This is a genomic window from Piscinibacter sp. HJYY11, from assembly GCF_016735515.1.
Lineage (GTDB): Bacteria > Pseudomonadota > Gammaproteobacteria > Burkholderiales > Burkholderiaceae_C > Rhizobacter.
In genome coordinates this window covers 1,451,278-1,478,063 of record NZ_JAERQZ010000001.1, presented here as the reverse complement: position 1 = coordinate 1,478,063, position 26,786 = coordinate 1,451,278, and the positions used below count along the sequence as shown (strand labels likewise).

Here is a 26,786-nt window from a genome sequence, read left to right as displayed (position 1 = left end):
CGCGGATGACCTCCATCACGCTCTACGGCATCCCCAACTGCGATACCGTCAAGAAGGCGCGCGCTTGGCTTTCCGGGCAAGGCGTCGACGTGGCCTTTCACGACTTCAAGAAACAAGGCGTGCCCGAGGCCCGGCTCTCGCGCTGGTTGCAGGCCGTCGGCTGGGAGAAGCTCGTCAACCGCCAGGGCACGACCTGGCGCAAGCTCGACGAGGGCGAGAAGACCGCGGTGACCGATGCCGCCTCGGCCCGTGCGCTGATGCTGCGCCAGCCGAGCGTGATCAAGCGGCCCGTGGTCGAGTGGGGCGACGGCGAGGTGACCGTCGGGTTCTCCGAAGCGCTCTTCGCCGGCCACGTGCGCTGAGGCTCGCGTCGGCAACGCTTGCACATCACGGGAAGACCGCGCCGGTAAAAGTGGCATCCGCCCTGCGGCGGGAGAGTCGGCACTACGGCGCAGGGCCCGGTGCTCGCTGCAAGCATTGAAGTCGGCAAACCTGCAACTGTCTCGGGCACGGGACCTGCAGTTGCGCCCCCATGATCAACGTCGCCATTGTCGGCTGCGGCCGCATCGCCAAACGGCATGCCGAGCTCCTGACGCAGCACGTGGCCGGCATGAGGCTGGTCGCGGTGTGCGACCACCACGCCGGCCGCGCCGAGGCGTTCGGCGCCCGGCACGGGGTGCCCGCCTTCGAGTCGCTTGCCGAGATGCTGGCCATGCGGGGCATCGACCTGGTGGCCGTGCTCACGCCGAGCGGCGAGCATGCCGAGCACGCGATCGCGGCCATGCGCAGTGGCCGCCACGTGCTCGTCGAGAAGCCGATGGCGCTCACGCTGACCGATGCCGACGCGATGCTCGACGAAAGCGAGCGTGCCGGCGTGCAGCTCTTCGTCGTCAAGCAGAACCGCTTCAACGTGCCGGTCGTCAGGGCGCGCGAGGCCCTCGAGGCCGGCCGATTCGGCCAACTGGTGCTGGGCACGGTGCGCGTGCGCTGGTGCCGCGAGGCGGCCTACTACGACGAGGCCGCGTGGCGAGGCACCTGGGCGCTCGATGGTGGTGTGCTGGCCAACCAGGCGAGCCACCACGTCGACATGCTGCGCTGGTTCATGGGCCCGGTGGCGAGCGTGCATGCGCGTGGCGCCACGGCCCTGGCCCGCATCGAAGCCGAAGACACGGCCGTCGCCACGCTGCGCTTTCGCAATGGCGCGCTGGGCGTGATCGAGGCCACCACCGCGGCCCGCCCGCACGACATGGAGGGCTCGCTGTCGGTGCTGGGCTCGACGGGTGCGGTGGAGATCGCGGGCTTCGCCGTCAACCAGACGCGCATCTGGCAGTTCAACGAGCCGTTGCCCGGCGATGCCGACGCACTCACGCGCTTCAGCGTCAACCCGCCCAACGTCTACGGCTTCGGGCACCAGGCGTTCTACGAGCACGTGGTGGAGGTGCTGGGGGGCCGTGCCGCGCCGCTGGTCGATGGGCATGAAGGGCGCGGCACCCTGGAGCTGCTGGTCGCGCTGTACGAGTCGATGGCTTCGGGCGAGGAAGTGGCCCTGCCGGTGCAGGGGGTCCGGCATAGCCGCCTCGGCCGGCGCGCTTCTGTGCCGGCGTCCGCATGGGCGGCATGGGAGGCAGCCTCGTGATCCGCTTCCTCGACCTGCAGGCGCAGTATCAGTCGATCCGCGACGACATCGACAGCGCCATCGCCGCCGTGATCGCCAACTCGGCCTTCGTCGGCGGGCCCCATGTCGCCGCGTTCGAAGAGCAGTTCGCCCGCTACGCCGGTGCGGCGCATTGCGTGGGCGTGGGCAACGGCACCGACGCGCTGGAGATCGCCATCGAGGCGCTGGCCTTGCCGCCGGGCAGCGAGATCATCGTGCCGGGCAACAGCTTCATCGCCAGTGCGGAGGCGGTGTCACGCTGCGGGCACCGCGTGGTCTTCGCCGACGTGCACCGCGAGAGCTACGTGCTCGACGTGGCCTCGGTGCAGGCGCAGCTCACGCCGCGCACGAAAGCGCTGGTGGCGGTGCACCTCTACGGCCACCCCTGCGACATGGACGCGCTGATGGCGCTGGCGCGCGAGCATGGCCTGGCGGTGATCGAAGACTGCGCGCAGGCGCATGGCGCCGAAGTGCGCGGGCAGCGTGTGGGCGGCCTCGGCGATGTCGGCTGCTTCAGCTTCTACCCGGGCAAGAACCTCGGTGCCTACGGCGATGCCGGCGCCATCACCACGCAGCGCGCCGACCTCGCGCAGCGCTGCCGCATGATCGCCAACCACGGGCGTCTGGCCAAGCACGAGCATGAATTCGAGGGCCGCAACTCGCGGCTCGACGGGCTGCAGGCGGCCGTGCTGTCCGCCAAGCTGCCGCACCTGGGCGGGTGGACCGAGCACCGCATCGCGATCGCCGACCACTACCTGCGCGAGCTGGCCGGTGTGGGCGACCTGGTGCTGCCGGTGCGCCAGCCCTGGGCGCGGCAGGTGTACCACCTGTTCGTCGTGCGCACGGCGCGGCGCGATGCGCTGATGAAGCACCTGGCCGAGCACGGCATCGAGACGGGGCGGCACTACCCGGTGGCCTTGCCCAAGCTGCGGGCCTACCGGTACCTCGGCGAGCCTGACCTGCGCGCGTTCTGCAACCGCATCGACGCCACCCTGCTCAGCCTGCCCATCGGCGAGCACATGACGCTGGCCGACGCGCAGGCCGTGGTCTCGGCCGTGCGGTTGTTCTACCGCGAGGCCGAGCAGGACGAGGCGCCGCTCAGAAGATCAGCCAGAGCAGCAGGATGACGGGAATGGGGACGCCCAGCGCCCAGAGAAGAACGGATTTCATGGCGTGCTCCTGTCGTTGCGAATGAGGAGCTTGCAGCGTAGGGCGAGGAGCAGGAGGCGCGAACCGGACGGCGCGCCGAAACGCCCAAGACCCGGCAGCGGCGTGCTGTCGGAGTGATCCGACGCCAGGCCCTAGATGCGCAACTCGAAGCTCGCCTCGGCCACCGCTGCCCCGTTCACCAGCACCTCGAGGCGGTGCGTGCCCGGGTAGTACACGCGGGTGGTGATGGGCTTGAGCGAGTGCTGCTTGCGGAACTCGCGTGCCTCGCCCGCGGCCAGCTCCGCCACCCAGCCCTTGAAGACCTTGGGCGAGGTCTCGCCGCTGGCCTTCACGTGGTGCACGGCGTAGTCGATGGCCAGGCGCTGCGGCTTCTTCGCGGTCGATCGCAGCGTCAGCGCGAGCAGCAGGCTGTCGCCCACCTTCGCCCGGCGTGACGACAGCGTGAGGCCCGCCTCGCCCTTGAACCGGTCGCCCACGCCGAAGGCTTTCAGCACGCCGGCGTGGCCCTTCTTCACCAGCGTGCGGCTGGCGTGCTTGAGCAGTGCGAGCCGCTGTGGCGTGGCGCCCGGCAGGTGCTCCTGCAGCCAGGCCTCGACGAGATACGGGTGGTCCTTGGCGATGTCGTTCAGGTGGTTGGCCACGCTGCGCCGCACGTAGGGGCTGGCGTCGTCCATCAGCCGGCGCAGCAGGGGCAGGGTGGGCGAGGGGTCGTCGACCAGGGGTTTGAGCACCATGCCCCAGGGCAAGCGCGGGCGGCTGCCTTCGCTCACCAGGCGGCGCACGTGCGGGCTGGTGTCGGTGCTCCAGCGCTGGAGGGTGTCGAACGACAGCGCCGGCTCCGACAGGATGAACGGGCGGATCGCCCATTCGGCGGTGAAGCGCTGCGTCATCGCATGCAGGGCCTGCAGGGCGCGGGGCGCGTTGTCGTGGCCGTGCCGCGCCACGTATTCAGTGAGCGGCCACACGGCCCAGCCGGCGAGGCCGTCGTCGCGCGCGCCGGTGGGGCTGTCGAGCGTGGCGTCGTCGATCGGGTCCATCGACGCGAGCGCGCCTTCCATCACCGCAGCGGCGCTGTCGAAGTCGCTTGGCAAGGTCTTCTCGAGCGCGCTGCAGAGGTGCTGCGCGCGGGCCTTCATCTCCAGCACTTCCAGCCCGCTGAGTGCGAGCGAGCGAAAGCGTTTGGCGTTGAAGGCCGCACCGGTTTCAGCGCCCGCACGTTGCAGGTGGCTCGCCATCGCGGCGACCACCTGCGGTCCGAGCAGGTTCTTGAACGGCTCGGGCATCAGTGCAGAGAGATCAGGCCGCGGCCAGCAACTGCCGCAGCACGAAGGGCAGGATGCCGCCGTGCTTGTAGTAGTCGACCTCGATCGGCGTGTCGATGCGCAGCGTGACGCGCACGTCGCGCTTTCCCCCGTCCTTGCTGCAGATCACGAGCGTGGCGTCCTGCTGCGGTTTGAGCTCGGTGCCGAGCAGCACGTCGAAGCTCTCGTCGCCCTTGATCCCCAGCGTCTGCCAGGAGTCGTCGCCCTTGAACTGCAGCGGCAGCACCCCCATGCCGACCAGGTTCGCACGGTGGATGCGCTCGTAGCTGCGCGCAACCACCGCCTTGATGCCCAAGAGCGCCGTGCCCTTGGCGGCCCAGTCGCGCGACGAGCCGGTGCCGTATTCCTCGCCCGCGAAGACGATGGTGGGGATGCCCTGCTCGATGTACTTCATGGCAGCGTCGTAGATGAACTTCTTGCTGCCATCCATGTAGATGGTGAGGCCGCCTTCCTCGCGGCTGCCGTCGGGCCCCGGCGGGATCATCAGGTTCTTGATGCGCACGTTGGCGAAGGTGCCGCGCACCATCACGTCGTGGTTGCCGCGGCGCGAGCCATACGAGTTGAAGTCGGCCTTGGAGACGCCATGCGACTTGAGCCAGTGTCCGGCGGGCGATTGCTCCTTGATCGAGCCGGCCGGCGAGATGTGGTCGGTGGTGATCGAGTCGCCGAAGAGCGCCATCGCGCGTGCGCCCTTGATGCCCAGGCTGGCGGTGGCCGGCGTGATGTGGAAGTCGTCGAAGAAGGGCGGCTTGGCGATGTAGGTGCTGCGCGGCCAGGTGTAGGTCTCGCCCTTCACGCCCTCGATGCGCTCCCACAGCTCGCCGGGGTTGCTCTTCACCTGCGCGTAGTTCTCGCGGAAGGCCTTGCCGTCCATCGCGAGGTTCATCAGCGCGCTGATCTCGTCGCTGGTCGGCCAGATGTCGCCGAGGTAGACGTCGCGGCCGTTCGTGCCCTTGCCGACAGGCTCGGTCATCAGGTCGCGCGTCACGTTGCCGGCGATGGCGTAGGCCACGACCAGCGGCGGCGAGGCGAGGAAGTTCGCCTTGAGGTTGGGGTGGATGCGCGCCTCGAAGTTGCGGTTGCCCGAGAGCACCGCGGCGCACACCAGGTCGTTCTTGTAGATGACCTCGTTGAGCTCGAGCGTCAGGTCGCCGGCGTTGCCGATGCAGGTGGTGCAGCCGTAGCCGGCGAGCGTGAAGCCGAGCTTGTCGAGGTAGGGCGTGAGGCCGGCCTTGTCGAGGTAGGTGGTGACGACACGCGAGCCCGGGGCAAGCGAGGTCTTCACGTGCGGCTTGACGGTCAGGCCCGCCTCCACCGCCTTCTTGGCCAGCAGGCCCGCGGCCAGCAGCACGGCGGGGTTCGAGGTGTTGGTGCAGGAGGTGATGGCGGCGATCAGCACGTCGCCGTTCTGGATCGGGATGCCGCTCTTGGTGGTGTAGGTCTGGTGCAGCTTCTCGGGCGGCTGGTTGAAGCCGTTGGCCGTGACGGGCTTGGAGAAGAGCTCGCTGAACTCCTTCTTCAGGTTGCCGAGCTCGATGCGGTCCTGCGGGCGCTTGGGGCCGGCGAGCGACGGGGCCACGGTGCCGAGGTCGAGCGAGACTTCCTTCGAGTAGCGGATCTCGCCACGCCGCGGGATGCCGAACATCTTCTGGGCCTTGAAGTAGGCCTCGAGCATCTCGATCTCGTCCTTGGTGCGGCCGGTGCCGCGCATGTAGTCGAGCGTGCGTGCGTCGACCGGGAAGAAGCCCATGGTCGCGCCGTATTCGGGCGCCATGTTGGCGATGGTGGCGCGGTCGGGCAGCGTGAGGCTCTCGGTGCCTTCGCCGTAGAACTCGACGAACTTGCCGACGACCTTCTCCTTGCGCAGGATCTCGGTGACGGTGAGCACCAGGTCGGTGGCCGTCACGCCTTCGCGCAGGCGGCCGGTGAGTTCGAAGCCCACCACGTCGGGCGTGAGGAAGTAGACCGGCTGGTCGAGCATGGCCGCTTCGGCCTCGATGCCGCCCACGCCCCAGCCCACCACGCCGATGCCGTTGATCATGGTCGTGTGGCTGTCGGTGCCGACCAGCGAGTCAGGGTAGACCACGCCGTTCTTCTCGTACACGCCGCGCGCCAGGTACTCCAGGTTCACCTGGTGCACGATGCCGAAGCCGGGCGGCACCACGCCGAAGGTCTCGAAGGCCTGCATGCCCCACTTCATGAACTGGTAGCGCTCCTTGTTGCGGTCGAACTCGAGCTTCATGTTCAAGTCGATCGCGTCCTTGGTGCCGTAGTAGTCGACCATCACCGAGTGGTCGACCACCAGGTCGACCGGGCACAGCGGCTCGATGGTGCGCGGGTTCTTGCCCTTCTGCACCGCCACGTTGCGCATGGCGGCCAGGTCGGCCAGCAGCGGCACGCCGGTGAAGTCCTGCAGCACCACGCGGGCCACGACGAAGGGGATCTCGTTGACACGGTCCGCGTTCGGAGCCCAGTTCGCCACCTGCGCCACATGGTCGGCGGTGACCTTCTTGCCATCGCAATTGCGCAGCACCGACTCGAGCACGATGCGCATCGAGACGGGCAGCTTGGCGACGTTGGGGTAGGTCTTGGCCAGCTCGGGCAGCGAGAAGTAGCTCGCACTGCGCCCGGAGGCGGTCTTGACGGTCTTGAGCGTGCTGGCAAAGGCGTGATCTGCTGGCTTCTTGGCGGTGGCCATGGCGATGCTCCTGTGGGTGGGGATGGAGGGACAGCGGCTGATTGTGCCGCTGCTGCTTGTCCTCCGGGAGTCAAGGCTGTTGGCGAGCCTGCAGGTGGATATGTTTCTCATTGTGGACAAAACGGCGAGGAATGCCTAAGATGAGAAACACTATGCCAGCCCGCGCCCCCACCCCCGACCTTGCCGCTGCCGCCCGCCTGGGTGCGCTCGGCCTCGACATCCGCGCGCGGCGCAAGGCCTTGGGCGTGAGCGCGCAGGCGGCCGCCGAGGCGGCGGGCATGTCGCGCGTGACCTGGCACCGCATCGAGGGCGGTGAACCGTCGGTGACGATGGGGGCCTACCTCAACGCGCTCGGTGCGCTGGGCCTTGAGATCCACGTCGCCGGGGTGGTGGTGATGCCCGCGAAGGCGGAGGCGCCGCCGGTGCCTCAGCGCATCGTGCTGGCCGACTATCCGCAGCTCAAGCGCCTGGCCTGGCATGCGCCGGGGCTCACCGAATTGACCCCTGCCGAGGCACTGAGCCTGTACGAGCGCCACTGGCGCCACCTCGACCGCGAAGCGCTCGATCCCAGGGAGCGTGCGTTGCTGGAAGCTTTGGCCCGTCAAGAGGGCGGAGGGCGTCTGCTTGTTTGAGCGCGCCCACCATCGCCGCATCGCGACCGTGCTGGAGGCGCTCGACGCGCCTTTCCTGCTCGCGCATCGTTGCCTCTTCGGAGGCGGGACGGCCATCGCCTTGCGCTATGGCGAGTACCGTGAATCGGTGGACATCGACTTCGTGGTGTCCGACTTGGCGGGCTACCGCGAGCTCCGCCAGCGTCTCACCGGCACACAGGGGCTGCAAGCCATCGTGCGCGACGGCGCCTCGCTGCAGCCCGTGCGCGAGGTGCGTGCCGACCAGTACGGGCTGCGCACGCTGCTGAAGGTCGACGAGGTGGAGATCAAGTTCGAGATCGTGCTGGAAGGTCGCATCGAACTCGACCCTCCTGGTCCCGACGACCTGGTGGGGGGTGTCGCCGCCCTGACGCGTGTCGACATGGCGGCGACCAAGCTGCTCGCCAACTCAGACCGTTGGGCCGACGACAGCGTGTTCAGCCGCGACCTGATCGACCTCGCGATGATGCAGCCCAAGGGCAAGCTGATGAAGCAGGCCCTGGCCAAGGCGCAGGCGGCCTATGGCGACAGCGTGGAGCGCGACCTTGGCAAGGCCGTCGACCACCTGCTCGGCCGCGAAGGCCGGCTGGAGCGCTGCATGACGGTGATGCAGGTGAGCGTGCCGCGTGCGCTCTTGTGGCAGCGCATCAAGGCCTTGCGGCCTGCACGCCGCGGCGGCGCTTGATCCACCCGATCACGAACGGCGCGAACAGCGCCAGCGCCACGACCACCAGCAACCCGGCCGACATCGGCCGCTCGATGAACACCGTCCAGCTGCCCTCGCCGATGGAAAGCGCGTTGCGCATCTGCGCCTCGGCCAGCGGGCCGAGGATCATGCCGACGATGACCGGCGCGGTCGGGAAGTCGAAGCGGCGCATCAGCACGCCGGCCAGGCCCACGCCCCACATCAGCACCAGGTCGAAGGCGCTCTGGCGCATGCCGTACACACCGACGGTGGCGAAGATCAGGATGCCGGCGTAGAGCTGCGGGCGCGGGATCTTCAAGAGCTTCACCCACATCGCGACCAGCGGCAGGTTCAGCACCAAGAGCATCACGTTGCCGATGTACAGCGAGGCGATCAGCGCCCACACCAGCGCCGATGAAGTCTGGAAGAGCTGCGGCCCCGCCTGAATGCCGTAGTTCTGCAAGGCGCTCAGGAGGATGGCTGCCGTCACCGAGGTCGGGATGCCGAGCGTGAGCAGCGGCACGAGCGTGGCGGTCACCGAGGCGTTGTTGGCGGCCTCCGGCCCGGCCACGCCTTCGATGGCGCCGGTGGTGCCGAACTCCTCCTTGTGCTTCGACAGCTTGCGCTCGGTGGCATAGCTGAGGAAGGTGGGAATCTCCGAGCCGCCCGCCGGCACCGCCCCGAAGGGGAAGCCGATCGCCGTGCCACGCAGCCATGCCGGCCAGGAGCGCTTCCACTCGCTGCGGGTCATGTGGACCTTGTCCATGCGGTTGAGCGTGGCGGCCGTGCGGCCTTCATACAGCGCGGTGTAGAGCGTCTCGCCGACCGCGAAGAGGCCCACCGCGACCAGCACCACCTCGATGCCGTCGAGGAACTCCGGGATTCCGCCGGTGTAGCGCACCTGGCCGGTGATCTGGTCGAGGCCGATGAGGCCGAGCGCCAGCCCGATGAAGAGCGAGGTGATGCCGCGCAAGCGGCTCTTGCCCAGTACCGCACTCACCGTGGTGAACGCCAGCAGCATCAGGCAGAAATACTCCGGCGGGCCGAGCTTCACCGCGAACTCGGCGACCGGCGGCGCGAAGAGCGTCACCAGCACCGTCGCCAGCGTGCCTGCGACGAAGGAGCCGATGGCCGCGGTGGCGAGCGCCGCGCCGGCCCGGCCGCTCTTGGCCATCTTGAAGCCTTCGAGCGCGGTGACCATCGTGGCCGTCTCGCCGGGCGTGTTGAGCAGGATGGAGGTGGTCGAGCCGCCGTACATCGCGCCGTAGTAGATGCCGGCAAAGAAGATCATCGATGCGGCCGGCTCCACCTGGGCGGTGATGGGCAGCAGCATGGCGATCGTCACCGCCGGCCCCAGGCCGGGCAGCACGCCGATGGCGGTGCCGAGCGCGCAGCCCAGGAAGGACCACATCAGGTTGATCGGCGTGGCGGCCGACGCGAAGCCGGCGAGGAGCTGGTCCCAGGTGCCCATGTCGCGTGCCTTTCAGATCCAGCCGCTGGCTGAAAGCCCCGGGAGCGTGAGCCCCAGCAGCTTGCGGAAGAGCCAGAACACCGGCGCCGAGATCGCCAGGCCCACCAGCCCGTCGATCAGCGTCTGCCTCAGGTCGCCGGCCGGTTTCCCTTCGGACCCCCGCAGCCCGCGCACCGCCAGCATGAAGCCGATGGCGCAGCTGAGCACGAAGCCGATGGTGGTGATGAGCGCCGCGATCTCGAGCACGCCGGCCGAGACCCAGGCGAAGGCTTTCCAGTCGCCGCGCTCGGCGCCCGAGGGCGGGTCCACCTCGCGGTAGCCGCCGTGGGTGGCCTGCCAGCAGAGCAGGGCGCCGCAGATCGCGAGCACCGCGCTCACCACCCAGGGCAGGAAGTTGGGCCCGACGCCCTGGTAGCCCGCGGTCGACGGGATGAACCACGCGCCCACCGCCATCACGGCGGCGAGCGCGAGCGTGCCCAGCCCGACCAGCAGCTGCCGGCGCTGGGTCGACGAGGCCGCCTCGCTCACGACACCATGCCGGCTTTGGTCATCGTGTCGCGCAGGCTCGCGAACTCCTTCTTCACGAACGCCTCGAACTCCGCGCCGCTCAGCACCGCGGGCGTCCACTGGTTCTTCTCGAGCGCCTCGGCCCAGGCCTTCGACTGCAGGGCCTTCAGCACCATGTCGGTGATGGCCTTGCGCTGCTCGGGCGTGATGCCGGGGCCGGCGTAGACGCCGCGCCAGTTGCCGATCTCGACGTTGAGGCCCTGCTCCTTGAGCGTGGCGATCTCGATGCCCTTCACGCGGCTCGGCGCCGTGATGCCGATGGCCGTCATCTTCTTGGCGTCGATGTACTGCTGGAACTCGCTGAAGCCGCTGCCGCCCACGGTGACGTTGCCGCCCAGGATGGCGGCCACCGCCTCGCCGCCCCCGCGGAAGGCCACGTAGTTGATCTTGGCCGGGTCGACGCCGGCTTCACGCGCGATCATGGCCGCGGCGATGTGCTCGGTGGACCCGCGCGAGCCGCCGCCCCATTTCACGCTGGCGGGGTCCTTCTTGAGCTGGGCCACCACGTCGGCCATGGTCTTGAGCGGCGAATTGGCCGGCAGCACGAACACGCCGTACTCGGTGGTGAGGCGGGCGATGGGCGTCATCGTCTCCAGCGTCACCGGCGGCTTGGTGGTGATGATGCCGCCGAGCATCACGGCCCCCATCACCATCAGCGAATTCGGGTCGCCCTTGGCGGAGTTGGCGAATTGCGCCAGGCCGAGCGCACCGGCGGCGCCGCCCTTGTTCTCGAAGGTGACGCTGGCAGCCACGCCGGCGTCTTGCAGGGCCTTGCCCAGGGCGCGGCCGGTCAGGTCCCACCCGCCGCCGGGGTTGGCAGGGATCAGGATCTTGAGGTTGGCGGCGGCGTGGGCGGCCGAAGGCACGAGGCCCATGGCGGCGAGCCCGGCCAGGGCGTGCAGGAAGGTGTCGCGGCGCATGTCGTCTCCTTTGTGTTGTGGGGGCGCGCAGGCGCGCGCCAGCTCGTTGGACTCGAGCGAGCTTACCCGGGCAAAGGATGTTTCGCGAGCGGGGACTACTGATGACAAGGGCAGGGCTTGCCCGCCCCCGGTCTGCCTGGCCTCAGGCCGCGAGGGCCACCGGCGCGGGGCCGAGCGACTCGGCCAGGCGCTGCGCGTCGAGCAGCTGCACCAGCACCTTCTCGTGCGTCTCGCCGTTGGAGGCGCGGCAGTCGACCAGGCCCTTGAGGCTGGCCGCGAAGCCGCCGCTGCCGGCCGGTACCGGGTGCAGGTCGTGGCCGGGTACTTCGATCACGCTCAGCACGTCGTCCACGCGCAGGCCGAAGACCGAGGCCGTGCTGCCCTGGCCACGGCGCAGCAGCAGCACCACGCCATCGGTGGCACGCGCAGCGCGTGTGATGCCGGTCAGGCGACGTGCGCAGATCACCGGCACCGCGCGGCCATCGCCGGCCGGCCCGCCGGCGAGCGGCAGCATGCCGACCACGAGTGAGGCCGCACCCGGCGAGCGCACCACCTGCTGGGTGGAGACGACTTCGAGCACCGCATCGCAGTCCAGCGCATAGCGGGCGCCGCCCACCTGGAACACCGCCATCTCGCGCTTCTCTTGCCTGTTCCCACCCCGCTGCTGCGGGTTCGGCGTGCTCAGCTCGTAGTCGCTGAAGCGCAGGCCGCGCCGCTCGGTGGTGCCGATCTGCAGGCCGACCACGGCCCGCACCTGGTTGTCGTAGCCGTCGCTCTTCTTGAACTCGCGGTAGCCGCCGGCTTGCGAGCTGGCGCAGGCCCACATCACGCCGTCGAGGTCGAGCAGCTCGCCGGCCTCGCCGGTGCCAGCCGGGCGCACCTTGTCGGCCAGCTCCGGGTGGGTGGCGGCGAGCACGCGGCCGTGGGCGTCGACGAACGCGGCATGGCCGGCACGGGTGCCGAGGATGTCGGTCAGCATGGCCGAGAGTTCGCGCGCCGCATTGAAGACGATCGCCACGCCGCCGACGAGCGTGCGCTCGTCATGCTCGGCGCGCACTGCGGCCAGGTAGACGTAGGTGTCGCCGTTGTCGTGCAGCGCCGTCGGGCCGAACTCGCTCACCGCGTAGTGCTGCGAGCCCTGCAGGCTGCGCACCCGCTGCAGCCAGGCCTCGGGCACGCGGCTTCCGAGCAGGTCGCCTTCGGCGCGCGAAGCACTGCGGATCACGCCCTGCGTGTCGAAGGCCACGAGCCGGCTGTACACCGTGTAGAGGCCGTTGATGTGGTCGAGCACGCCATTCATCGTGGCGCGGCTTTCGGCGCTGTCGGGCGCGGCCAGCTCGCGGCGCAGCACCGGCGAGAGCGCCCACCAGCGGCAGTCGTTGGCCCGCTCGTAGAGGTTGCGGTCCATGATGTCGGCGGCCAGGCGTGCGAGCTGCTGCGCCTGGCGGCAGGTGCGGCCGAACGAGGTGGCCGAGAGGTCGACGATCGCGTTTTCCAGCCGCCGCCGGGTGCGCACGCCGGCGAGGCTGACCTGGCGCAGCACCGCTTTCAGGCGCATGCGCCCGTCGTCGCTCTGGCCCGTCATCAGGCGGCCGTTCCAGATCACGCGGCGCAGCTCGCGGTTGATCGCGTCGGCATCGCGCTCCACCGCCGAGAGCTCGCCGGTCGCGAGCTGCGTGCCGGCCATGGTGACGCCGGTGTCGCCCGAGGTGTTGAAGGCGGTGAGCAGCGACACCATCGCGAGGGCCCGCCAGCGCGGCCCCGCGTAGCCCTGGTAGCCGTGGCTCGCGCAGCACACCGCCAGGTATTCGCGCCCGGCAAAGCTCGTGAGCGCCACGCTGCCGAGCGGCAGGGTGGCGAAGCGTGCGCCGAGCGGCACATGCGCCTCGTCGTTGCTCATGATCACGCGGTTGGCATCATCGAGCAGCACGATGGCGATCTGGCCTTGCGCGTCGCTCACGTCGGCAAAGATGCGCTCCATCTCGTCGGCGAAGCGGAAGCGCAGCACCAGCACGCCCACGGCATGGCCGCGGGTGTTGACGATGCGGTGGGCGTAGCGCAGGCAGGGCAGGGCGGGGTCGCTGCCGAGGTCGCTCAGCCCGAAGGCTTCGACATACGCGCCGGCGGCGAGCGCCTGCGCGGCGATGGGGTCGTGGCTGGTCGCGAGCTCATGCCGGTCGTCGAGCCGCAGCAGCACCTCGCCGTCGGTTCCGAGCAGGGCGATGTCGTCGTAGACGGTGTATTTGGCCTGGTACTCGCGCAGCCGCGTGCGCAGGCGTTCGCGCTCAGCGGCACGCGTGTCGGCATCGGCAGCGCAGAAGTCGGTGACCGGCCCGTCGGTCGCGAGAAAGCCCACGTCGGCGGTGCGCTCGTAGAGGTTGCGCACGAGGATGTCGATCGCGCATTGCGCGCGGGCACCGAGGTCGTCGCCCAGGGCGGCGCGGTTCTCCTCCACCATGCGGTCGACCAGGCGGGTGCGCATGGCGTCGAAGCGCTCGCGGGTGTCCACGAGCGTGGGCATCAGCGACGAGACTTCTTCCGGGCAGCTGATGGCCGCGCTCGTTTCGATCATCTGCCACAGCACGCTGAGGTCGCACAGGTCGCGCTCGGCCACTTGCACGCGGCGCATGTGGGGAAGCAGGGGGTCGAGATTGGCCACGGTTGAAGCTCGCCAATGTGGGTGGTGCCAGCTTTCGAGTCTAGGGAGCGCGCGCGCCGCGCTGGCGCTGATTTGACGGCGTTTCCCGGCCCATTCGCCGCGATCGGCCGGGTGGCCCGCTGCCCACAATGGGATGAGCCCACTCTGCCCCCGCTTGCTCCATGAAAAAGTCGACCGCAAAACCCCCGATGGCGCCCGTGGTGACGCCCAAGGCGGCGGCGAACCAGATTCAGGCCCTCCAGGTGCCCCAGGCCGTGCCCACCGAGCACCAGCGCCTGCTCGCCCTGGCACGCACGGGCGCGATGGGGCTGGGCGATCTGATGAACCACAACCAGCTGCTGCAGCAAAGCGGCCAGCTGGCGGCCTCGGCCGAGCTGTACGAGGTGTGGATCGCGCACAACGTGTCGCCCATGCTCCACGTGGCCTGCTTCAACTGGGGCACCGTGCTCGGCAGCCTGAACCGCGCGGCCGATGCCGAAAAGGCCTACCTGCGCGCGCTGGCCCTGAGCCCCGTCTTTCACCAGGCCCGCCTGAATCTCGGCCACCAGGTCGAACGCCAGGGCCGCCCCGACGAGGCCCTCGCCCATTGGAAACAGGTGGTCGAGACCCCCGGCATCGAGGAAGAGCTGCTGCTGCACGGCCTGAACAACATGGCCCGCCTGTACGAGACCCAGCGCCGCTACGACGAGGCCGAGGCCTACATGGTCAGGAGCCTGGAGAAGAAGCCCACGCAGAACGACGTGATCCAGCACTACGTGCACCTGCGCCAGAAGAAGTGCGCCTGGCCGGTCTACCAGCCGGTCGGCGAGGTCACGCCCAACCAGCTGGTGATGGGCACCTCGGTGCTGGCCATGCTCGGCCAGAGCGACGACCCGGCCCTGCAGCTGCTCGTGGCCCAGCGCTTCGTGCACGACCGCACGCCCAAGCCGCCGGCCCAACCCTTCCACAAGGCCGGCCCGAAGCGCGAAGGCAAGATCCGCATCGGCTACCTCTCGGGCGACCTGCACATGCATGCGGTGGGCCTCTTGTCGGTCGAGCTGCTGGAGCTGCACGACCGCGAGCGTTTCGAGGTCTACGCCTTCTCGTGGAGCCGCGACGACGGCACCCCGCTGCGCGCGCGCATCCGCGCCGCCATCGACCACTACGTGCCCATCGGCGGCCTCGACGACGTGACCGCCGCGCGCCTGATCGCTGAAGCCGGCATCGACATCCTGGTCGACCTGCAAGGCCTCACCAGCGGCGCCCGCCCGGCCATCGTCGGCATGCGCCCGGCGCCCGTGCAGGTGAGCTACCTCGGCCTGCCGGGCACCTGCGCGCTGCCGGGTGTCGACTGGATCCTGGCCGACCGTTTCGTGATGCCGCCCGAGCTGCAGCCGTACATGACGGAAAAGCCGATCTACGTGCCCAGCTGCTACCAGGTGAGCGACCGCCAGCGCGAAGCCGGCCCGACGCCCAAGCGCGCCGACTACGGCCTGCCGGAAGACGCCTTCGTCTTCTGCTCGTTCAACAACACCTTCAAGTTCACCGACGAGCTCTTCCGCAGCTGGCTGCGCATCCTGCAGCAGGTGCCCAACTCGGTGCTGTGGCTGCTGGCCGACAACGACTGGGCGCTCGCCAACCTGAGGAGCGAAGCCGATGCGCATGGCATCGACCCGTCGCGCATGATCCTCGCGCCGCGCGTGGCGCCGCCCGAGTACCTGGCCCGCTTCCAGCTGGCCGATCTCATGCTCGACACCTTCCCCTACAACGCCGGCACCACCGCCAGCGATGCGCTGTGGATGGGCCTGCCGATCGTCACCTACAGCGGCCGCAGCTACATCTCGCGCATGGCCGGCAGCCTGCTCACCGCCGTGGGCCTGCCCGACCTCGTGACCTTCTCGCTGGCCGACTACGAGAAGCTCGCGGTGCAGCTGGGCCGCAACCCCCTGCGCGTGGCGTCGTACAAGCGCTACCTGGCCGAGCAGGGCCGGCAATCGAAGCTCTTCGACGTGCCCCAGCTCGTGCGTGACATCGAGCACGAATTCGAGCGCCTGGCACTGGAATACCGGGCCCGCTGAGGCCCGCCCGACCGCGCGGGAAGCGCGGAATAGTGCAGCAATCGCCTCTCTATTGGAGGCACCGCGCCGGGGGCGGCCGCTCACAATGAAACGGACTCACTCTGCCGTCATCGCCTGCGCATTGGATCGCGCCGGCACCCCTTCATGAGCGCACGCCAGGAACCTTTCATCGCACCGCCCGCAGGCTCGTTGCATGCCGACGATGCGCTGGCGCAGGCGATCGTCTGGCTGTGCAAGCACCATGGGCGCGAGCGCTCGGCCGAGTCGCTGCTGGCCAACACGCCGGTGGAGGGCAACCTCGGCCCCGACCAGGCGGTGCGCATCATGCGCGAGGCGGGCTTCAACGCCGGCCTGATCCAGAAGCGCATCTCCGACATCCACTCGCTGCTGCTGCCGGCGGTGCTGCTGCTGAAGAACGGCGACTGCGCCATCCTCGTGGCCCGCCACGCGGCTGACAAGGGCGCCGACGCCTACGACGTCATCATGCCCGGCCCCGAGAGCCACGCCTGCAAGGCGACCGAGGCCGAGCTCGTGGGCGAATACACCGGCTTTGCCTTCGTGGCCTCGCCCAAGCCTCAGGCGGCCGTGAACCTTGGCGACGAGGCCCTGCTCGACCCCGGTGCGCACTGGCTGTGGGGCACGCTGCGCCGCTTCATTCCTTATTACCGCTCCGCGCTGCTGGCCGCGGCGCTGAGCAACGTGCTGATGCTGGCCAGCGGCCTCATCACTGCGGTCGTGTTCGACAAGGTGATCCCGCACCAGGCCTTCGTCACGCTGTGGGCGCTGGCGACCGGCGGCTTCATCGCGCTCGGCTTCGACCTCATCGCCCGCCAGCTGCGCAGCAGCCTGATCGACCGCGCCGGCAAGAAGGCCGACATGCTGATCGGCTCGCTGCTCTTTCGCCAGACGCTGGGCGTGCGCATGGAGCACCGGCCCGAGTCGGCCGGCTCCTATGCCCACCACCTCGCGCAGATCGAGACGGTGCGCGACTTCTTCGCCGGCGCCACGCTGTCGGCCTTGAGCGACTTGCCGTTCATCGTGATCTTCATCGCGATGACCTTCGTGATCGGCGGCCCGCTCGGCTGGGTGCTGGTGTTTGCCGTGCCGCTGATCCTCCTGGTGTCGTTTGTGATCCAGTCGTCGCTGCGTCGCTCGATGAGCGCCCACATGGCCCACCAGGCTGACCTGCAGGGCCTCCTCGTCGAGGCGGTCGAGGGCCTGGAAGACGTGAAGGCCGCCGGCGCGCAGGGCCGCTTCCTGCGCCGCTACGAAGACGCCACCGCTGCGGGTGCCGAGACGGCCCTGCGCGCACGTTCGCTCGGCGGCCTCACCAACAACATCGCCGCGATGTCGCAGCAGCTCGTCACGCTCGTGATGCTGATCGTCGGCGTCTACCTCATCCATGCCGGCGTCATCAGCGGCGGTGCGGTCATCGGCGCGATCATGTTCGCCGGCCGCGCCATCGGGCCGCTCAACAGCGTGGTGGGCCTGGCCACTCGCTACCAGGGCGCGCGCGCCGCGATGGTGGCGCTCGACCAGATGATGAGCCTGCCGCTCGAGCGCACCCCCGGCGCGACCTACGTGGCCAACCACGAGATCAAGGGCCGCATCGCGCTGCGCGAAGTCGGCTTCTCCTACCCGCCCACCGCCGAAGACGCCGCGGCACCGAAGGTGCTCAAGGGCGTGACGCTCAAGTTCGAGCCGGGCGAGCGGGTCGCCATCCTCGGGCGCATCGGCAGCGGCAAGTCGACCGTGCTGCGCCTCCTGGCCGGCCTCTACCAGCCGACCGAAGGCATGGTCGAGGTCGACGGCATCGACCTGCGCCAGATCGACCCGGCCGATTTCCGCGTGAAGGTCGGCTTCGTCTCGCAGGAGCCGCGCCTGTTCAAGGGCACGCTGCGCGAGAACGTGCTGATGGGCCGTGTCTCGGTCGACGCGACGCGCCTGGCCGAAGTGGCCCGCGTGACCGGTCTCGACCGCCTGATCGCTTCGCACCCGCAGGGCTGGGAGCTCCCGGTCGGCGAAATGGGCGGCCTGCTCTCGGGCGGCCAGCGCCAGCTCGTGGCGCTCGCGCGCTGCCTCGTCACGCAGCCGCAGATCCTGCTGATGGACGAGCCCACCAGTTCGATGGACGCGCAAAGCGAAACCCTCTTCCTGCGCCAGCTCAACGAAGCGCTGGGCACACGCACCGTGGTGATGGTCACGCACCGCCCGGCGGTGCTCGAGCTCGCACAACGTGTCGTGGTGGTCGATGGCGGCAAGGTCGTGCTCGACGGGCCGAAGGCCCAGGTGCTGGCGGCGTTGTCGGGCGCCAAGCCTGCAGCCACGGCGACGCCCGAGACCACCACGTCGCCCAACGTCCACCTGCACCCGTCGACACAGCCGGTGCAGCGTCAAGCTTCTGTTTGATATGACGACGCCCCCACGCTCGCTTCGCTCACTGCCCCCCGAGGGGGCGCCAGCCTCCCTTGGGGCGGCCCGGCGGGAGGCTTGACATGGCCTTCTGGAAACGCAAACCCAAGGACCCGAGCGGCCAGGAGATGGCCTACGTGGCCGACGTGCGCGCCGCGATGGTGGTCGACTCCCTGCCCGGCACCAACCTCACGCTGTACCTGATCGCGGTGATTCTGGTGGCCGGCGTGGCCTGGGCTGCGCTCGCCAAGGTCGACGAGATCACCCGCGCCGATGGCCGCGTGGTGCCCGAGGGCCGCGAGCAGGTGATCGCGAGCCTGGAAGGCGGCATCCTGCGCGAGCTGCACGTGCGCGAAGGAACGCAGGTGTTCGAAGGGCAGGAGCTGGCCCAGCTCGACCCCACCCGCTTCGAGTCGCAGCAGAACGAAGGCGAGGCCAAGCGCGTGGCGCTGCTCGCCACCATCGCCCGCCTCACGGCCGAAGCCAATGGCCGTGCGCTCAAGTTCCCCGATGAAGTGAAGGCCGTGGCCTCGCTGGTGGAAGCCGAGACCGACTCCTTCAACGCCCGCAAGCTGGCGCTCGACGAAGCGCTGCACACCAACGCGCGCAACGTGCAGCTGCTGATGAAGGAGCTGGGCGTCTCGGAGGCCATGTCGGCCAAGGGCCTGATGAGCGAGGTGGAGGTGATGCGCCTGCGCCGCCAGGTCAACGACCTGCAGCTCAACGCACGCGAGCGCATCAACAAGTTCCGCCAGGACGCGAGCGGCGAGCTGGTGCGCGCCCAGACCGAGCTCTCGCTGCTCGACGAGCAACTCGCCGGCCGTGCCGACGTGCTGCGCCGCACCGTGCTCACCTCGCCGGTGCGCGGCCTGGTGAAGAACATCCGCATCAACACCATCGGCGGCGTGGTGGGGCCGGGCGCGGCCATCATGGAGATCGTGCCCATCGGCTCGCGCGTGCTGGTGGAGGCGCGACTCAAGCCGAGCGACGTGGGCTTCGTGCGCGTGGGCCAGAAGGCAGAGGTCAAGCTCGCCGCGTATGACTACAACACCTACGGCGGCCTGCACGGCAAGATCGAATACATCAGCCCCGATGCGCTGGGCGAGGCCGACAAGGGCACGCCCGACTCGACGTACTACCGCGTGATGATGCGCAGCGACCGCTCCACGCTGAAGGACAAGAGCGGCAAGGCGCTGCCCATCCTGCCGGGCATGACGGCGCAGGTGGAAGTGCGCACGGGTGAGCGCTCGGTGTTGAGCTTCATCCTGCGCCCCATGCTGAAGTCCAAAGAAGCGTTCCGCGAAAGATGACGGCCCCTCGGCTGGCGGGTACGCCAGCCCGCGCGCTGAGCACGTTCCGGAGCGCTCGCTCCGAATTGGCGGCCATTTCCCCCCGCTTTCCGGCCATCGAGGCCCCGTGTTCCGCGGTGTACTGAAGGGAGTGCTGTCCCTGTAGTACGCAGCCCCCGTGGAGCCCGTCTTGATCAAACCCACCGTCCAACAACTCCTGCCTGCATTCGCCGCCGTGCTCGCGCTGCTGGCCGTGATGCCGGCAGACGCCAACTGCATCGACGAAAGCGCGGCCGAAGCCCGCACCGATGCGACCCCCATCGAAGGCGCCGGCGGCAGTGACCCGCGCGAGAACCTGCACAACCTCGTGCGCGAAGCCCTGCGCCGCAGCCAGGCCATCGGTGCCGCCAAGCTGCTGGCCGAAGCCGCTGCGATCGACGTCAAGGAAACCCGCGCGACCCGCTTTCCCACGGTCAACGTGGGCGGCACGATCGGCAGCACGCGCTCCGAAGTCGGCGGCGTGGAAGAAGCCCGCGGCAAGCAGGGCCGCGGCACCTTCAGCGTGACCGTGCCCATCTTCGACGGTGGCCGCATCTCCGACCTCACCGACTGGCGCGAAAGCCTGGCCGAAGCGGCCCGCTTCGGCCACATCAACGCCCAGGAGCAGGTGGCGCTGCAGACCGTGTCGCTCGCCATCGAGCGCAGCCGCTACCACCAGCAGGCGCAGGTCTACCAGCAGTACGCCCGCAAGATGAGCTGCCTGGTCGAGGCGCTGCAGACCATCGTGCGCGCCGACCGTGGCCGCCAGAGCGAGCTCGTGCAGGCGCAGAAGAACCAGAAGCAGGCGGAGGTCTCCTACGCCCAGACCCTGTCCACCGTGCGCCAGGTCGAGACACGCCTGCGCCGCTTCGTCGGCGAGCAGCTGCCCGCCAACCCGGTGGTGCCGGTCACGCTGATGAGCGTGCCCAACCTGCCTGACGTGCTCGCACAGGCCGAGGGCGCCCCCGACATCGCCCAGCTCACCGCCCAGGCCGAAGCCTCGAAGGCGTTTGCCGAATCGGTGAAGGCCCAGCGTTGGCCGCAGGTCAGCGCCACGGTGAGCGGGAGCGAGGTGCGCGGGGTCGGCAACTCCGGCACCTGGTCGGCCGGCATCAACGTCAGCATGCCCATCTTCAACGCGCCCGTCGGCCATGCGGTCGATTCATCGCGCAAGCGCGCCGAAGCGGCCCGCCTGCAGCGCGCCGATGCGCTCGAGTCCAAGCGCTCGCGCATGACCGAGGTGCACGACCAGGCCATGTCGTCCTTCGACCGTGCGCGCCGCGTGGTGGAGGTGCTGCGCGACAGCGAGCGCCTGCGCAACTTCACCCTGCAGCAGTGGCAGCAGCTCGGCCGCCGGTCACTGTTCGACGTGATGGCCTCCGAAGGCGACCACTACAACCTGCGCGTGAGCTACGTGAACGCGCTCTACGACGGCCAGCAGTCCAACGCGCTGCTCTGGTCGCTGGGCCTGGGGGTCCAGGCCCAGCTCAAGTGAATTCTTCAACTCCGACCGACCCGAGGACGCCTTCATGGGCCTGATGACCGACACCGAGCGCGAATCGCTGATCGACGCCGCCGCCCGCGCACAGCGCGAGCGCTACAGCGTGGTCGACCCGAGCGCCACCGTCGGCGGCGGCACCACGCTGGGCCCGCACGCCTTCGTCGATGCCCAGGCGGTGATCGGTGACGACTGCGTGGTCGAGAGCGGTGCCCACATCTGCCGTGGCACGGTGATCGAGAGCCAGGTGCACATCGGCGCGCATGCGGCGTTTGCCGGTGCCCCGGGTGGCGGCCAGCCGGCGGCGGTGGTCAAGGCCGGCGCCTGGATCGGCGCCAACGCCAGCATCCTGGCCGGCGTGGTGATCGGTGCCAAGGCCATCGTGCGGCCGGGCTCGGTCGTCTCGCGCTCGGTGCCGCCCGGCGCCATCGTCGAAGGCAACCCCGCCAACATCATCGGCTACGTCGACGCGGCCCCCGGCCCCGGCACCGCGCCCCTGCATGGCGGCTCGCGCGGCGGCGCCAAGATCGAAGAGACGGCCGTGAAGGGCGTCACGGTTCACCACTTCCCGGTGATCCCCGACCTGCGCGGCAGCCTCACGGTGGGCGAGTTCGACCGCCAGGTGCCGTTCACGCCCAAGCGCTACTTCATGGTGTTCGGCGTGCCCAGCCGCGAGATCCGCGGCGAGCATGCCCACCACCAGTGCCACCAGTTCCTGATCTGCGTGCGCGGCAGCTGCGCCGTGATGGCCGACGACGGCGAGCACAAGGTCGAGGTGCTGCTCGACTCGCCCGACCGCGGCATCTACCTGCCGCCCATGACCTGGGGCGTGCAGTACAAGTATTCGGCCGACGCGATGCTGCTCGTGTTCGCCTCCGACTACTACGACAACGCGGACTACATCCGCGACTACGCCGACTTCATCCGCATCAGCGGCCAGGCCAAGGCCTGACGAGCCTGCGAAGTGGGGGGCAAATCCCCTCGCTTTCCGGCCATCAGCGCGCACTCACCTGCGGTGTACTGAGGGGCATGAGCAGCCCCTCGTCCCCCTCCAGCGAGCCGTTTGTCCATCGCCTCGCCGACTGCCAGTGCACCGCCATTGGCGCCGGCTCGACGGTGTGGCAGTTCACGGTCGTGCTGGCCGGCGCCCGCATCGGCGCCAACTGCAACATCAACAGCCACTGCTTCATCGAGAACGACGTCGTGATCGGCGACGACGTGACGGTGAAGTGCGGCAACTACCTCTGGGACGGCATCACGCTCGAAGACAAGGTCTTCATCGGCCCGAACGTGACGTTTTCCAACGACCGCTACCCGCGCTCCAAGCAGTACCCCGATGCCTTCGCGCGCACCGTCGTGAAGGCGGGCGCCTCCATCGGCGCCGGCGCGGTGATCCTGCCCGGCCTCGTGATCGGCGAGGGCGCCATGGTCGGCGCCGGCGCGGTGGTCACGAAAGACGTGCCGCCCCATTCGGTGGTGCGCGGCGACTACGCCCGCAACGTCTACCTCGCCAAGAAACCCTGAGCCTCTGCCCGCCATGACCCACCCGAGCGTTCCCTTCCTCGACCTCAAGGCCATCCAGATGACGCAGCGCGAAGAGCTGCGCGCCGCGTTCGACCGCGTGCTCGATTCCGGCTGGTACATCCTCGGCCAGGAAGTGGCGAAATTCGAAGCCGAATACGCCGCGTGGTGCGACGCTGAACACTGCATCGGCGTGGCCAATGGCCTCGATGCGCTCACGCTCGCCTTGCGCGCGATGGATGTGACCGAAGGCGACGAGGTCATCGTGCCCTCGAACACCTACATCGCCACCTGGCTGGCCGTGAGCCACATCGGCGCCGTGCCGGTGCCGGTGGAGCCCGACGCGGCCACCTTCAACCTGGATGTGGCCCGCATCGAAGCCGCGATCACGCCGCGCACGAAGGTCATCCTGCCGGTGCACCTGTACGGCCAGGCGGCCGACATGGCCCCGATCGTCGCCATCGCCCGCAAGCATGGCCTGCGTGTGCTGGAAGACGGTGCCCAGGCGCATGGCGCCCGTTACCACGGCCGCCGTGTCGGCGCGCATGGCGATGCGGTCGCGTGGAGCTTCTACCCCGGCAAGAACCTCGGCGCGCTCGGCGATGGCGGTGCCGTCACCACCAGCGACCCGCAGATCGCCGACCGCCTGCGCGTGCTGCGCAACTACGGCTCGCGGGTGAAGTACCACAACGAAGTCATCGGCTACAACTCGCGCCTCGACGAGCTGCAGGCCGCGCTGCTGCGCGCCAAGCTGCCCGCGCTGCAGGGCCAGAACGAGCGCCGCGCCGAGATCGCGCAGCGCTACCTGCAGGGCCTGGCCGGCCTCGGCCTGACGCTGCCGGTCGTGCCGGCGGGCCACGAGCCGGTGTGGCACCTCTTCGTCGTGCGCCACCCGCAGCGCGACGCGCTGGCCCAGGGCCTCGCGGCGCTCGGCGTGCACACCATGATCCATTACCCCGTCGCGCCGCACCTGCAGCCGGCCTACGCCTCGCTGGGCCTGAAGGCCGGCAGCCTGCCGATCTCGGAAGCCATGCACGCCGAAGTGCTGAGCCTGCCCATCGGCCCGACGCAGACCGACGCCCAGACCGACCAGGTGATCGCGGCCGTGCGCGAAGTCGCCGCGCGTTTGCACAAGCTCGCCGCCTGACATGCAGATCACGACGCTCATCCCGGCCTACAAGGCCCAGTACCTGCCCGAGCTGCTGCAGTGCCTGCGCTCGCAGACGCACAAGGCCGGCAAGATCATCTTCAGTGACGACAGCCCCGGCGGTGCCTACCGCCAGGCGCTGTTCTCCGACGCACTGGCCCCGCTGCGCGCCGGCCTCGACATCGAGTGCGTCGAGGGCCCGCGCAAGGGTGGCGGCTACGCCAACATGCTCAACCTGCTGCAGGTGTGGAACCAGCGCAGCGAGCTCTTCCACCTGCTGCTCGACGACGACGTCATCTATCCCGAGTTCTACGAACGCCACCTGGTGGCGCACCTGTCGAGCCCCTTCAGCTGCTCGATCAGCCGCCGCTGGTCGGCCAACGAGCAGGGCCTGCCGATCAAGAGCGACCTGCCCCTGCCGCCCGCGGTGGCACGCCACCCGAACCGCCTGCTCTCGCTCGACGACTCGGTGATCTTCAGCACCACCGCCATCGAGGGCAAGAACTGGCTGGGCGAGTTCTCCAACGCCGTCTTCCGCGCCAACACCACCGCGGCGCTGATGAAGCCGGCTTTCGGCTCCGTCTCGTACGCGGGCCTCTGGGACCTGGGCGCCTTCATGGCGGCCAGCCTCGTGGCGCCGGTGGGCTACGTGCACGAGCACCTGGGCTATTTCCGCACCGGGCCGGCCGGCAACTCGTCGAAATTCTTCGGGCCCTACATGAAGGGCGCCTACCTCGGCTACGCCGCGCTCGTGATGGGCGGCGTGGAGATCGGCAAGTACACCCCCGAGCAGGCACGCCCCTCGTATGCGGCGCTCGCCGGCATGCTGGGCCAGTACTACCGCTCGCAGGCCGACATGCTGCCTTTCATCGAGCTTTTGCCGCGCATGGCCGCGGGCGATGAGCTGGCGGTGGCCTCGTTCCACGAGGTCTGGCACGCCTTCCTGCGCACGCACGACTTCTGAGATGAAGCGGCTCTTCGAACGCCTCACCGCCAAGGTCCTCGCGGCGAACCCGCTGGACCTCGAGTCCATGGTGCGCGGCTTCCTGATCCAGTATTTCTTCCACACCTCCGACCGCGGCCGCATCGCGGTGGTAGGCGAGGGCCGGCGCAGCATCAACCTGCTCACGCCCACGCAGTTCAAGGGCTTGGGCCGCATCGTGCTGTCGACCACCACGGTCTTCGGCGTGCCGCGTTCGCCGGGCAGCTACGGCTGCAGCTACGTCGAGTCGCGCACGCCCGAGTCGCTGATCCAGATCGGCGCCGGCACCGTGTTCAACAACCGCGCGTTCATCCTCTCCGAAGGCGCGAGCGTGACCTTCGGCGAGCGCGTGCTCGTGGGCCCCGAGCTGCACGTGGCCGACAGCAACTCCCACCAGCTCGAGCTCGGCCTGCGTGCACAGCCCGATGCGAAGCCCCTGCCGGTGGTGATCGGCGACGACGTCTTCATCGGCTCGCGCGTCACCATCCTCAAGGGCGCGCGCATCGGCCGCGGCTGCGTGATCTCGGCCGGCACCGTGGTGACGCCGAACTTCGAGGCGCCCGAGATGAGCATCGTCGCCGGCAACCCCTGCCGCATCGTGGGCCGCGTGAAAGACGCCGCGTCCACCGACAACTCCAGGAACGAAACCCATGAACCCGCATGACATTCCCGTCGTCGCCGTCTCGTACAACTCGCCCGAGCTGCTGCTGGGCCTCCTGAGCTCGTTCCGCCAGTTCTACCCGCGCAACCCGATCCACATCGTCGACGGCTCCGAGCCGGGGCCGCTCGCCAGGATCCGCGAGGTGGCGGCCGGCTTCGAAGGCGTGCAGCTGCACGCGATGGAATACAACATCCACCACGGCCCCGGCATGGCCTGGGCCATCCAGAACCTGAACCTGTCGGGCCCGGTGCTCTTTCTCGACACCGACATCGTGGTGCTGCGCGAAGGCTTCATCGAGGAGCTGCTGGCCGTGCTGCAGCCCGGCGACTACGGCGCCGGCGGCGTGGCCTACGTCAACCGGGACGGTTTCGACATCGACTACGCCTATGGCGCCATCGCCTACCTGCACCCGCCCTGCATGCTGTGCAACGTGGAGGTGATGCGCGAGTGGCCGATGCCCATCAAGCACGGTGCGCCGATGGTGGCCCCGATGCGTGCGCTGCACGACGCCGGCAAGTCCGAGCTGCTGCGCAACCTGCCCTGGTGCGCCAACGACGTGCTGATGGGCACGAAGAAGGTCTTCATCGACCACATCGGCCAGGGCACCAGCACCCGCACCGGCGGCTACCACCTGGAAGAGTGGATGGCCGAGATGGCCGAGAAGCGCAAGAAGGAGGCCGCCGACATGGCCGCCCGCGCCGGCTCGTACAACCCCGACCTGCTGAACCTGATGCCTGCGCAACGCAAGGTGCTGGAAGTGGGCTGCAGCACCGGCGCCCTGGCGCAGGCCTACCAGCAGAAGAACGGCGAGGCCGACTACTGGGGCATCGAGTTCGACCCCAAGGCCGCCGAGATCGCCAAACGCCACTGCAAGCAGGTGACCGCGCTCGATGTCGAAGGCATGAGCGACAAGGAGCTGGCCGAGCTGTCGACCCGCAACTGCTGGGTCTTCGGCGACGTGCTGGAGCACCTGCGCGACCCGTGGCGCCTGCTGGCCCGCATCCGCAAGGTGCTGCCGGCCGATGGCTGCGTGGTGGCGAGCATCCCCAATGCGCAGCACTGGAGCGTGCAGGCCAAGCTTGCGATCGGCGACTTCCGCTACACCGACGGCGGCCTGATGGACCGCACGCACCTGCGCTGGTTCACCCGCGTGACCATGCTCGAGATGTTCCAGAACGCCGGCTTCCGCATCGAGGCGGGTGGCCCGCGCATCTTCAACGAGCCGGCGCGCGACAAGGCGCTGCCGGCCATCCGCATGATGGCCGAGGCCCTGGGGATCGACCCGCAGCAGGCGGTGAACGATGCGCTGCCGCTGCAGTACGTGGTGCGGGCGGTGCCGGCCTGAGGGCCTGGTCGACCGGTCAAGAAGAAGCGGGCCCTCGAG

General features: G+C 69.3%; 21 protein-coding genes. 15 read left to right on the top strand and 6 right to left on the bottom strand.

The window, feature by feature from the left end:
- Positions 1 to 5: 5 nt before the first annotated feature.
- From JI745_RS06615 to JI745_RS06605, 3 genes are all read left to right on the top strand, one after another.
- Complete coding sequence (locus JI745_RS06615) at positions 6 to 362, top strand: ArsC family reductase (protein WP_201804797.1); 357 nt, start codon at positions 6 to 8, stop codon at positions 360 to 362.
- Between the two features lie 170 nt (positions 363 to 532).
- Positions 533 to 1,636: a Gfo/Idh/MocA family protein gene (locus JI745_RS06610; RefSeq protein ID WP_201804795.1), complete on the top strand. Its 1,104-nt coding sequence runs from the start codon at positions 533 to 535 to the stop codon at positions 1,634 to 1,636.
- Positions 1,618 to 2,781, top strand: a complete 1,164-nt coding sequence (locus tag JI745_RS06605) for a DegT/DnrJ/EryC1/StrS aminotransferase family protein (protein ID WP_201804794.1) — start codon at positions 1,618 to 1,620, stop codon at positions 2,779 to 2,781. Before JI745_RS06610 ends, JI745_RS06605 begins: the two co-directional genes overlap by 19 nt.
- A 174-nt stretch (positions 2,782 to 2,955) precedes the next feature.
- Here the strand turns inward: JI745_RS06605 and JI745_RS06600 are convergent, their stop codons facing one another.
- Both JI745_RS06600 and acnA read right to left on the bottom strand, forming a co-directional pair.
- A complete protein-coding gene (locus JI745_RS06600) occupies positions 2,956 to 4,107 on the bottom strand; it encodes a DNA alkylation repair protein (protein WP_201804792.1) in 1,152 nt (383 codons plus the stop codon).
- A gap of 13 nt (positions 4,108 to 4,120) precedes the next feature.
- The gene (acnA, locus tag JI745_RS06595) at positions 4,121 to 6,844 is read right to left on the bottom strand and encodes an aconitate hydratase AcnA (RefSeq protein ID WP_201804790.1); all 2,724 of its coding nucleotides are present in this window, start codon (positions 6,842 to 6,844) and stop codon (positions 4,121 to 4,123) included.
- Positions 6,845 to 6,996: 152 nt separating this feature from the next.
- Here acnA and JI745_RS06590 point away from each other — a divergent pair, with 152 nt between their 5' ends.
- Complete coding sequence (locus JI745_RS06590) at positions 6,997 to 7,476, top strand: helix-turn-helix domain-containing protein (protein WP_201804788.1); 480 nt, start codon at positions 6,997 to 6,999, stop codon at positions 7,474 to 7,476.
- Positions 7,469 to 8,179: a nucleotidyl transferase AbiEii/AbiGii toxin family protein gene (locus JI745_RS06585; RefSeq protein WP_201804787.1), complete on the top strand. Its 711-nt coding sequence runs from the start codon at positions 7,469 to 7,471 to the stop codon at positions 8,177 to 8,179. The genes JI745_RS06590 and JI745_RS06585 overlap by 8 nt, the downstream gene beginning before the upstream one ends.
- Here JI745_RS06585 and JI745_RS06580 read toward each other — a convergent pair.
- From JI745_RS06580 to JI745_RS06565, 4 genes are all read right to left on the bottom strand, one after another.
- Positions 8,142 to 9,650, bottom strand: coding sequence for a tripartite tricarboxylate transporter permease (locus tag JI745_RS06580; RefSeq protein ID WP_201804785.1), 1,509 nt, complete (start codon positions 9,648 to 9,650; stop codon positions 8,142 to 8,144). The two genes, JI745_RS06585 and JI745_RS06580, sit on opposite strands and share 38 nt — an antisense overlap.
- A gap of 12 nt (positions 9,651 to 9,662) precedes the next feature.
- Positions 9,663 to 10,178, bottom strand: a complete 516-nt coding sequence (locus JI745_RS06575) for a tripartite tricarboxylate transporter TctB family protein (RefSeq protein ID WP_201804783.1) — start codon at positions 10,176 to 10,178, stop codon at positions 9,663 to 9,665.
- On the bottom strand, positions 10,175 to 11,137 hold the full coding sequence (locus JI745_RS06570; protein ID WP_201804781.1) for a tripartite tricarboxylate transporter substrate binding protein: 963 nt from the start codon (positions 11,135 to 11,137) through the stop codon (positions 10,175 to 10,177). The genes JI745_RS06575 and JI745_RS06570 overlap by 4 nt, the downstream gene beginning before the upstream one ends.
- A 142-nt stretch (positions 11,138 to 11,279) precedes the next feature.
- Positions 11,280 to 13,766, bottom strand: coding sequence for a chemotaxis protein CheW (locus JI745_RS06565; RefSeq protein WP_201804780.1), 2,487 nt, complete (start codon positions 13,764 to 13,766; stop codon positions 11,280 to 11,282).
- 191 nt (positions 13,767 to 13,957) lie between these two features.
- Between JI745_RS06565 and JI745_RS06560 the strand changes: the two genes are divergently transcribed.
- The 10 genes from JI745_RS06560 to JI745_RS06515 all read left to right on the top strand — a co-directional run bounded on the left by JI745_RS06560 (position 13,958) and on the right by JI745_RS06515 (position 26,747).
- Positions 13,958 to 15,853, top strand: coding sequence for a tetratricopeptide repeat protein (locus JI745_RS06560; RefSeq protein ID WP_236674922.1), 1,896 nt, complete (start codon positions 13,958 to 13,960; stop codon positions 15,851 to 15,853).
- A gap of 144 nt (positions 15,854 to 15,997) precedes the next feature.
- Positions 15,998 to 18,262, top strand: a complete 2,265-nt coding sequence (locus JI745_RS06555) for a type I secretion system permease/ATPase (protein WP_201804778.1) — start codon at positions 15,998 to 16,000, stop codon at positions 18,260 to 18,262.
- Between the two features lie 86 nt (positions 18,263 to 18,348).
- Complete coding sequence (locus JI745_RS06550) at positions 18,349 to 19,575, top strand: HlyD family type I secretion periplasmic adaptor subunit (RefSeq protein WP_201804776.1); 1,227 nt, start codon at positions 18,349 to 18,351, stop codon at positions 19,573 to 19,575.
- A gap of 169 nt (positions 19,576 to 19,744) precedes the next feature.
- Positions 19,745 to 21,088, top strand: a complete 1,344-nt coding sequence (locus tag JI745_RS06545; protein ID WP_201804775.1) for a TolC family protein — start codon at positions 19,745 to 19,747, stop codon at positions 21,086 to 21,088.
- Between the two features lie 34 nt (positions 21,089 to 21,122).
- Positions 21,123 to 22,043, top strand: coding sequence for a WxcM-like domain-containing protein (locus JI745_RS26735; protein ID WP_310738502.1), 921 nt, complete (start codon positions 21,123 to 21,125; stop codon positions 22,041 to 22,043).
- 77 nt (positions 22,044 to 22,120) lie between these two features.
- Positions 22,121 to 22,615: an acyltransferase gene (locus JI745_RS26730; protein ID WP_201804774.1), complete on the top strand. Its 495-nt coding sequence runs from the start codon at positions 22,121 to 22,123 to the stop codon at positions 22,613 to 22,615.
- A gap of 13 nt (positions 22,616 to 22,628) precedes the next feature.
- Positions 22,629 to 23,759 carry a DegT/DnrJ/EryC1/StrS aminotransferase family protein gene (locus JI745_RS06530; RefSeq protein WP_201804769.1) on the top strand — a complete coding sequence of 377 codons (1,131 nt, stop codon included), beginning with the start codon at positions 22,629 to 22,631 and terminating at the stop codon, positions 23,757 to 23,759.
- Between the two features lies 1 nt (position 23,760).
- Positions 23,761 to 24,723 (top strand): glycosyltransferase family A protein, encoded by a 963-nt coding sequence (locus JI745_RS06525; protein WP_201804767.1) that lies wholly within the window; start codon positions 23,761 to 23,763, stop codon positions 24,721 to 24,723.
- A gap of 1 nt (position 24,724) precedes the next feature.
- Positions 24,725 to 25,405, top strand: a complete 681-nt coding sequence (locus JI745_RS06520; protein ID WP_201804765.1) for an acyltransferase — start codon at positions 24,725 to 24,727, stop codon at positions 25,403 to 25,405.
- Positions 25,392 to 26,747: a bifunctional glycosyltransferase/class I SAM-dependent methyltransferase gene (locus JI745_RS06515; protein ID WP_201804764.1), complete on the top strand. Its 1,356-nt coding sequence runs from the start codon at positions 25,392 to 25,394 to the stop codon at positions 26,745 to 26,747. Before JI745_RS06520 ends, JI745_RS06515 begins: the two co-directional genes overlap by 14 nt.
- Positions 26,748 to 26,786: the final 39 nt, after the last annotated feature.

Coding starts and splice junctions, on each gene's coding strand:
- JI745_RS26730 (WP_201804774.1), top strand. CDS start 22,121: ATGAGCAGCCCCTCGTCCCCCTCCAGCGAGCCGTTTGTCCATCGCCTC.
- JI745_RS06515 (WP_201804764.1), top strand. CDS start 25,392: ATGAACCCGCATGACATTCCCGTCGTCGCCGTCTCGTACAACTCGCCC.
- acnA (WP_201804790.1), bottom strand. CDS start 6,844: ATGGCCACCGCCAAGAAGCCAGCAGATCACGCCTTTGCCAGCACGCTC.
- JI745_RS06610 (WP_201804795.1), top strand. CDS start 533: ATGATCAACGTCGCCATTGTCGGCTGCGGCCGCATCGCCAAACGGCAT.
- JI745_RS06615 (WP_201804797.1), top strand. CDS start 6: ATGACCTCCATCACGCTCTACGGCATCCCCAACTGCGATACCGTCAAG.
- JI745_RS06565 (WP_201804780.1), bottom strand. CDS start 13,766: ATGCGCCGCGTGCAAGTGGCCGAGCGCGACCTGTGCGACCTCAGCGTG.
- JI745_RS06520 (WP_201804765.1), top strand. CDS start 24,725: ATGAAGCGGCTCTTCGAACGCCTCACCGCCAAGGTCCTCGCGGCGAAC.
- JI745_RS06550 (WP_201804776.1), top strand. CDS start 18,349: ATGGCCTTCTGGAAACGCAAACCCAAGGACCCGAGCGGCCAGGAGATG.
- JI745_RS06525 (WP_201804767.1), top strand. CDS start 23,761: ATGCAGATCACGACGCTCATCCCGGCCTACAAGGCCCAGTACCTGCCC.
- JI745_RS06570 (WP_201804781.1), bottom strand. CDS start 11,137: ATGCGCCGCGACACCTTCCTGCACGCCCTGGCCGGGCTCGCCGCCATG.
- JI745_RS06600 (WP_201804792.1), bottom strand. CDS start 4,107: ATGCCCGAGCCGTTCAAGAACCTGCTCGGACCGCAGGTGGTCGCCGCG.
- JI745_RS06580 (WP_201804785.1), bottom strand. CDS start 9,650: ATGGGCACCTGGGACCAGCTCCTCGCCGGCTTCGCGTCGGCCGCCACG.
- JI745_RS06560 (WP_236674922.1), top strand. CDS start 13,958: ATGAAAAAGTCGACCGCAAAACCCCCGATGGCGCCCGTGGTGACGCCC.
- JI745_RS06590 (WP_201804788.1), top strand. CDS start 6,997: ATGCCAGCCCGCGCCCCCACCCCCGACCTTGCCGCTGCCGCCCGCCTG.
- JI745_RS06530 (WP_201804769.1), top strand. CDS start 22,629: ATGACCCACCCGAGCGTTCCCTTCCTCGACCTCAAGGCCATCCAGATG.
- JI745_RS26735 (WP_310738502.1), top strand. CDS start 21,123: ATGGGCCTGATGACCGACACCGAGCGCGAATCGCTGATCGACGCCGCC.
- JI745_RS06605 (WP_201804794.1), top strand. CDS start 1,618: ATGGGAGGCAGCCTCGTGATCCGCTTCCTCGACCTGCAGGCGCAGTAT.
- JI745_RS06555 (WP_201804778.1), top strand. CDS start 15,998: ATGAGCGCACGCCAGGAACCTTTCATCGCACCGCCCGCAGGCTCGTTG.